Origin of the sequence: Halosimplex salinum (assembly GCF_003730195.1) — an archaeon.
GTDB lineage: Archaea > Halobacteriota > Halobacteria > Halobacteriales > Haloarculaceae > Halosimplex > Halosimplex salinum.
The window spans coordinates 276,523-284,943 of record NZ_QWGG01000005.1 but is presented as its reverse complement, the minus strand read 5'-3'; the positions used below and the strand labels follow the sequence as shown (position 1 = coordinate 284,943).

At 52.7% G+C, this 8,421-nt stretch carries 4 protein-coding genes and 1 pseudogene; 3 read left to right on the top strand and 2 right to left on the bottom strand.

The features are described from left to right. Positions 1–116: 116 nt before the first annotated feature. From D1409_RS15370 to D1409_RS15365, 3 genes are all read left to right on the top strand, one after another. Positions 117–548: a phospholipase D-like domain-containing protein gene (locus D1409_RS15370; RefSeq protein WP_123537866.1), complete on the top strand. Its 432-nt coding sequence runs from the start codon at positions 117–119 to the stop codon at positions 546–548. Between the two features lie 133 nt (positions 549–681). After that, the gene (locus tag D1409_RS24635; RefSeq protein ID WP_164471716.1) at positions 682–1,539 is read left to right on the top strand and encodes a hypothetical protein; all 858 of its coding nucleotides are present in this window, start codon (positions 682–684) and stop codon (positions 1,537–1,539) included. A 51-nt stretch (positions 1,540–1,590) separates the two neighbouring features. Beyond that, the gene (locus D1409_RS15365; RefSeq protein WP_123537865.1) at positions 1,591–5,901 is read left to right on the top strand and encodes a DEAD/DEAH box helicase; all 4,311 of its coding nucleotides are present in this window, start codon (positions 1,591–1,593) and stop codon (positions 5,899–5,901) included. Between the two features lie 514 nt (positions 5,902–6,415). Here D1409_RS15365 and D1409_RS15360 read toward each other — a convergent pair. Continuing rightward, positions 6,416–6,700: pseudogene (locus tag D1409_RS15360) on the bottom strand (DUF955 domain-containing protein); the annotation flags it as partial. Positions 6,701–6,964: 264 nt separating this feature from the next. Further along, entirely contained in the window at positions 6,965–7,810 is an 846-nt protein-coding gene (locus D1409_RS15350) for a DNA-binding protein (RefSeq protein WP_206425079.1), read from the bottom strand. Between the last annotated feature and the right edge of the window lie 611 nt (positions 7,811–8,421).

The following is an 8,421-nucleotide window of genomic DNA, read 5'->3' as shown; positions in this document are numbered from 1 at the left end:
TACTGTCTCAGTAGCCGCCGCATTCAAGAAGTCGTTAACCGAAGCTACGTCTTGCAGGGCGTTGGAGCTGGTGGACACAGTTTCCAAACCCTGCGGCCTCCCTTGGGAGGCTTTCTATGACACGCTCTTCTAACGAACTTGCTTACTTCATCGGGTACACCCTGATCCACGCCGACAGGGTCGTCCTCGTCTCCCCTTGGCTGAGCGACGTCGAACTCCGCTTCCCGGTGAACGACCAGATATCCAGGCGCGAACTCCTACTCTCCGAAGCCGTCGCCGAGCTCACTGACACCGACATCACCTTCCTCATCAACGGTACAGAAGACCATAATGACTACATCAAATCCCGCGTTGAACGGAATGCGACCATCGTTGATGTCCCTGACCTCCACGCCAAAGCAGTTATCACCGACGACTGGGTCTATGCTGGCTCCGCCAACATCACCCGCCGCGGTCTTCTTATCAACCGCGAACTCTGCAAAATCGTTACTAACGATCACAACGATGCCGACACCTACGTCCAAGAGGAGATTCATATTAGTCTCTAACAAATTGAGATACTGCGACTACTCGAGGAAGAGCCAGAGGATGATTTTCAAATCTTTAACGGTGTTCTGCTGGGGATAGAATCTTGTCTCTTAGGTGGAAACGAATAACTCCAAGGAGGCGCACCCTCAATCTATGTTTGGATTCGATAGCGGATCACTTGGTATCTTTTCGCTCGCCATCTCCTTTATGCTGGTTCTATTGACATACTCACAATTCCGGATACAAAGCCGGGAGTTCCGACCAGACCTAACCGTCCCAAAAGTCGCTCATCATGCCACGGTCATCGAGGAACGAGACCTTGATATTGACCGTCAGAATATAAAAGGAGACGAGATCCTCTTTGAGATTTCAAACCTCGGAAGCGGGACTGCAACCCAAGTTAGAGCAGAGTCGAAGCTATGGATGTTAGAAGAAGGTGATTCGGCCGGTACGAATGTAGTAAACAGCAGTACAGACTCTAATGCCGGCAGACCCACCGCTGAACCTAATCAGAGCCAGGATGAAGAGAAGGGTATCTCTGATGGAGGCCAAGAGAACAATAGCAATCGTTCTATGGTTTCTCTCTCTGAATTTAAGACTCCGCGTTCTCTTACACTTGATGTAGCCCGAGAGGATGTCTATCACTCAGACTGGACGGAAACGATGGAAAAGACAGTTCCAGGTGATCAGTCGAACACCGGTTATATCACACGTTTACATGTTCAATCCGAAGACCGTACTCTCAGTTTAGATGAGGTTCTCACACATGACTTTCCTGAGAAATCTGTTTTGCGATTGAAAGTGAAACTGGTGTACACTGGTCCAATTGAGTTCCGGGATCGGTTCTCTAGAATTATTGACTCTGTTATTTTCCCTGGGATTTGTAACAATCTCGAAGAAGCAATGGCGGCAGAGATTCCCTATGCGAGGTATGAACGAAAATCGCAAACCAACGCCGTACTGGATGCTAGAGCGGACGTCGAGCACCATCGGCAAAGTGAACAAGACTAATCAGTTGCTGGAAGGGGAATTATTAACTGATCGCCATAAAAAAGCATCATAATGAGATACGTAGATCGCTACACGAATTTCGACGATCTAGCGGTGAAGCCAGAGGTTGCAGCAATTCTTCGAGCGTCAGTTTATAACCAGCAGCTCTTCAACGAGCCGGACGGCAATCCTACATATACGACTGAGTCGATAAAGTACGCCGAGCGGAACAAACCCCGCGCGGACTACCGGGATATTTCTGAGATCAGCGGTGACTATGACGTTGACTATGAAGCAATTTTAGAGTTGCTTGACTACGGAGAGACGGCCTTGGAATTCCAACTCGAGAGCTGGTCGAAACTTGCACGGATGGACTCTCGTGCACATGAAACGGGCCGAGATCAGGGCTTGGTAATCTCTGCCCCCACCGGGTTTGGGAAGACGGCATGCTTTTTCGGATTTGTGATGAAGCAGTTACTCGATAGTCTCGATAATCCGGGAGTCGGCGCAAGCGCTGAAACCGATGGCGATGCAGCTATTTTTGTGTATCCGAGTCGAGCGCTCCTGCACGACCAGCTGACAAAGGTGATGGAACTCTTCTATCGAATTAAGAGCGCAGGTGGATCGATTCCTAATTTCGGGTTCTGGTACGGGAACCAACCACAGACCGCTCAAGAGGCCAGAAATACCTCAAGATCCACAGCAGTCCGACATCGAGGCGGAATTCGGTTCACTGGAGCAAAATATTGGGACGAAGCTGTCAACGACAGAGCCCTTTACATCTCAGACGATGATATAAACTCCTACGTCATCGAAAATCACGCCGGTGACGAGTTATTCGACTCAAGTGAATTTTACATCGGTCGCCAGGAAATTGTTAATAGAGGGCCAAATTTACTTCTGACGACTTTGGAGTCGCTCGAAAACATCTCGATGAAGCCTCACTACGATATCGCGAATCTGGCAGACTATTTCGTATTTGACGAAATACACCAGTACAGTGGTCTCCGTGGCTCGCATGCTGCGAATATAGTTAAGAATATCAAGCGCGTTCGACACTCGGAAGGCTCGGAAGCGACTGCCCCAGCACTGTTTATTGGCTCTAGTGCGACTATTCAGGACCCAGGCCGGTTTGGTCGCAGTTTGTTCGGTCTCTCTCCGGAATCGGAAGTTCCATCCCAAGAATCATTCCAACATACGTCGGGCGATTTTCAGGTTGTCTCTCCCAGTACCTCGGACATTGAGGAGGACAGCAACGATAAACAACACTACTATTTCATGTTATCCACCGAAGACGACGAAGGACCAGACGTATCGTCCCAATTTCTTCAACACGGGATGATGGTTGGTCATTCATTACTTCGGGAGGCAGGTGAAGACGGTTCGGCAGGGGATCGGTCTAATATTCTCACGTTCATCGACAGCAAGAGCCTACTGCGGAACCTTGATACAAAGTTCTCAAATGCCGACCGAGATGATCATCTTTACGAATACCACTTTGGTCATGAAGGGCCAGGTGAATGGAGCCGATTAGCAAGTGAGACTGACCATATTGCCCAAGACGACGAACCCTTGCGTGAGCCTCTTCCAGTATACTCAGGATCGGACCATTCCATTGACGAAATTCCGGACCACGATATCATACTTGGGACGAAATTCTTGGAGGTCGGTGTCGACATTGATACACTACAGTACATCATTAATTACCGTGAGCCCGAGAGCGTTGCTGCCCTCAAGCAGAGGGCAGGAAGAGCAGCTAGGGAGGATGGAGACGCCCATATGTTTAACCTCCTCTCGAGCTACAGTGGAGACACGAACTTCTACTATCGGGCTGATGGGTTCGTCAATAAGGATATATCAACTCCCATCCGGACGAACAATCACGTCGTCGATGAAATACATGACTGGTTCTACCAATACTATCAGGATCTCGCATCGGTAGACGATTGGACTGACAATGAGTCAGAGGTTCTAGAAAATTTCTTCGACTCTATGGGGTGGAGCGAGTACAACGAGTTTATCCAGTCTCCGCAGGTGTGTTTCGACCAGCTTTTAGACATTGATGTTTACTCGGATTCACTTCTTGACGATTCGCTCGCAAGGGCATTCGGCCCTCTAGAAGACAAGGTAGACGAACTCAATGAATACTCTAATCAATTTCAGAGCGTTGTTGAAAGAGATGCAGGAGAGGTATTTCTACAGGAGGACGCTGTTGAGGACCTACTTCAGGATTTCCGCCGAATTTTACTTGAGAAGATTGATACGTTTATCAACGTTGCTGAGTATGAGGGGGATGAACAACTGATTGAGGAGCTGCAAGAGGTCAAACAGACGGTCCGTGAGATAACGTTTGATGACCCTGATGTCGCCGCAAACCAACTCGAAGATGAAATCAACGGTGCGTTAGGCTTAGTCGGTCGTGTACGGCAACTTGATCAAAGTATGCTCACCGCGGAGAATCCGACTAGCGAGTTCTTCGATCTATCGGATACAATCCAAGACATAGTTGAGGGTGTCGTTGACGGAAAAATTCAGGAGAGCAACCGAAAGCGCCGGATCAGCTATTACCTCCGAAAAGCACTCGAAGAGATTAGAGAGTATAAGAGCGTCAACTATCGTTGGGGGAGTCTATATGCAGTGAAATATTTACTTCGAGGAGCCTACTACTATGAGAAGGCCCTCCGAATTGATCGGCTCTCTGTGGAGAGGGATGAGGATGCTGTGATGGGTGATATCTGGTATGTTCCCCCGAATTACTTTGCAGATGCAGGCTGGTACTTCGACTTGATTAGACAAGACGACGAGTCAAAGAAGTCAGTTGATAAGCTTCTTACACAGTACTTGCCGTTCCGGACGGAATATGCCTCTGGGCGAAGTGAACGAGGTGATCCAACAGCGATGAACGTCTTCCAACCGGATGTTATTCGCACAGAAGATGGGGACCTGGAGTTCAATTTCTCGGAGTTGGGAGAGATACATAATGGAGTCCTTGTGCCGGATAGGGTTGAACTCAAGCGAGTATATGACGAGTCTGAACATCGTGGTGACAAAATCGTCCCATACAACTCAAACACCTTCGAGATTCTGGACTCTGAAGAAGTTGAACGCCTTGATCAAGAGATAGTTGAATGTGGTCAAGTATACGCCAGTCCCCAGATAGCCACTCGGGTCAACGACCCTACGGAGAACCTAGCCAACCTAGATAAGTCGAGCCAATTACTTGAACTCCGTTCGATGAATGCCCAAGCCTGGATTCAGGCAGTTGATCTGGAGATAACACAGTCAGAGGAAACGGGTGGGTGGACCCATGCGGACTACGATGCACCAACATTAGAGCAAACAATCTTTGCAGGCGACCAGCGACTGGGCTATTCACTGAATACCCGCGGATTAACGCTGGATATCGAATCCCTCATCGATCGCTTCCGCACAGAGGACGGTCGTCTAGATCTCTCACTAAATCACATCCCCCAACATAAGAATCTCTCAGAGGTCGATCCCGAAGACATCGTCACATATACCACCGCACACCTACTGACGATGCTTGTTGCAGACGTAGCGGGAGTAAATACACAAGTTCTCCTCTATGGAATCAACCAACCCGCCGATGAGACGGGTTCAGACTCTTTTACGGTTCACACATTCGAACAAATCGAAGGTGGTCAGGGTGTTACGGATCTCTTCTGGGAGATATTGGAGAGTCGTCCAGAAGAAGTATTGGATTCACTCTACCGTTTGACCCGTAACGCACAGGTCCTGAATGAGAAGCTCTGGGCGGCAGGATTAGAGACTAGAGATGAACAACCCGCCTGGGAGCGATTGATTCAAGATCTGGAAATCAGCCGTCTCAGGTCAGATGACGACGGTATCCGTCAGGAAGAACGTGCCGCTACCGGTGATATAATATCAGAGTACTTGGGCTATACCTACGAACAGACGCTCGAACGGATAACGGATGAATTGGTGGTGACGCTGAATCACATTGAACAACTTGCCAGCCGATATGAAGTGGCGCCGTCTACAATGGCTGAACTCAAGGCCGATATCGCACTTGCTCGGATGCAAAACGAAGAACAAAACAACGGTGAAGAAATTCCTGAGCGTATCATCACAGAATACGATATCTTCGACGAAATTGACCAAGGTGCGATCAGGCCAGTCTTGATGTCACCCGACTTCGATGGCTGTGAGGCGAATCTCCACCTTGACCGGACTCTCTTCGATCGACCTCAATCAGAGGTGCTTAGTGATGGTCTGCTACCGGAAATTGAGGAATGGCTCGTCGATAAAGTCCCAGCGGAGAACGAGATTGAGGAGATGGATAATAGGGGGAAACTGAGCGCGTACTCCGACGACGAACATGCTTATTTCCTAAGGTTCTGAGATGTCGACAGACAACTGTACCTTTTACGGGAATGAATCGTCGATATTGTATGGGTACGCCGCACGTCGGATCAACAAGGGTCTAGATGTAACGCTTTGTACGCCCTCAATCACCAATCCTATCGCGTTTGACGTGGAGGGGGAGCACGCTGACAGTTGGTCGGAAACACACCTAGGATATCAGCTACAACAGGCTCAGGATCCGGTTGTCATATATACTGATGTCTCTCAGATGCCCTCTTATCTTCAGGAGACCCTCAGAAGTACCTGTGACTTAGTCGATTACGAAGGGGTTCGGTTCGAGATGTGTGTCGGAGCAAACGATGTTATGCTCCCAAATGCTGAGTACGACGGCAACCAAGTACGAGAAATCAACATTCAACAAAACAACCGCTGTGATCACGAGTACGGAAGCAGTCTTGATTTCCTGCAATCTGTCCTCGGATATCCTGCTCCGGAATAGCATCTGGAAGGCTGTTTGAAAGCACAGGAATTCCCAGTAAATTGTCCTCTTTGGATCCTCGTCGTACTCGGGACAACGCGTCGTGATGATCGGCGCCCAGATCCAGATAGCTGACTCGTCTCCCTTGACGTGCCGATCGAATTCCTCTTGCTAGGTCCGGTAGCCGGCGACCTTCGTCGCCTCTGGACACTGCCGCTTGATCAGCAATGAACTCCGGTACGAGTAGTCGTGGAACCGTTGCTGAACGTCCAACCACTCCTGGAATTCTTCACTGGCCCGCGCCTCGTTGACGGCCCCGACAAGGTCGTCAATCCACTCGTCGATCTCACTGTGCATCTCGGCATCTCGCGTAGCGGCCTCGTCGAACTCGACACACTCAACGCCTCGGTCGTTCGCCACGCCGAAGACGTCGGTGTCGACGTTCCGATGAGCGAAGCTATCACCGCAATCTTGCGGCCCTGGGCTGACGAACACGCCGAGTAGTCGATCGGCGGTTTGGGTCGTGGCTGCGCGCGCAGCGAAGCGAGCACGGAGCGGAGGACGGGGAGGCGGGGTTGGGCTGGTCCGGCACAGAATAAAAACGAGAGAGGACTCTACCCGTTACTCGGCCCACCACCGCCCGCGATCCGGGAACTCGATCTGTGACCACCCAGTGACGGCTACCGAGACGCGTCCCTGATACCAGTTCTTCTCGACCTGGGTCAACCGGACGTGGTCGCCCTCCTGAACGAGTTTGGAGTCTGACCGCGTCCAGGAGGTGAACTTGGTTCTCCCTGTGTCGTCCTCGATGAGGCCGACCTGACACACGGCCGGGCTATCGGCATCCCACAACTGGACGATTTCACCTTCGATGTCCACCGTCGACCGCGGCACCGTCTCCAGCGTCCCGATAGGAACCGGAACGCCCGGGGATGCGTGCAACTCCTCTTTGACCAGCAACGCCGCGTTCAACATGTCCACGCCGTCGCGCACCTTCCTTGCGAGCCTGTAGGCCGCCCCCGCCCTGGAGCGATTTTCGAGATCCTCCGCAATTTTCGCCGCGCGTTTGTTAACTTCCGCAAGTTGCTCCTTGCTCAGGTGCTCCCGGGGATCAGCTGGGGGCTCTTCCCGGGCGTAACGCGTCTGGGAACTGACCACGTCGCGCGTCCGCTGGGCACGGTCCGAGGACTGTCGCCGATCCCACCGCTGGCGGGTGCGTCGAATCTCGTCCTCCCGCGCTCTGAATCGTTCCTCGCCTTCCAGCGTCATGCCTTCCGGCCGGGCATCCGGGTGATTCGTATCGACCTTCCCCTGTATCTCCTGGTCGACCGACCGCCGCAGCTCCGGCCCCTCGTCGACCACCGCCTCGTCGTCAGTGTTGTATTCAGGATGCGTTTCGACCGAAACTTCATTACCGAATCGAGTTCTACTGTTCATTGGAATCACACTGGTTCCGAAGGCGCTCACGCGCCGCTCACCGCGATGTTGCAGCATCGCGGTTTTCCGACGACGACGACCGACAGACACGTCTGCGCGTCTCGCTCGCGCCTTCGCGAGCGCCCCTGGGCGCGAGCGAGACGCGCTGTCGAGACAGACCCAACCAGCCACGCGCGTCGACCCGCCCGGAGCGAGCGGCCAGCGGGATATGCCCGCTCGTGTCCGGCCCGGACTGCGGGTCCGTGTCCAGCGCGACTGTCGCCGAGCACGCGCGCCGCGCAGTGGCGCGCGCCAGCGCAGGCGGCACCAAGCGCTGGAACGCGAAAGCCCGCGAGGGGCGCAACCGACGGGGATACCCGCTGGCGCGAGGGCACATGCATTTTAGCCCGGAACGGGCGCTCGCGGTGCGGAGAGCGCCCGCATGCCCGGAATGGTCGGTCGCGAGCGACGCGGAGGGCGGCACGCGGCGCGCGTGGCGAGCCGTTACGAACCACCCAACCAGCCGATCGCATCAACAGAACACCCAACCACCACCCTGGTGGACTGAACGGGCGAGGGACGCTCGCGCTCCGTATAGTCGCCTGCGCGGGCTACTATCCGCGGGAGTGCGGTGCTGTTGTCCGAGCGCGGATATCCCGCGT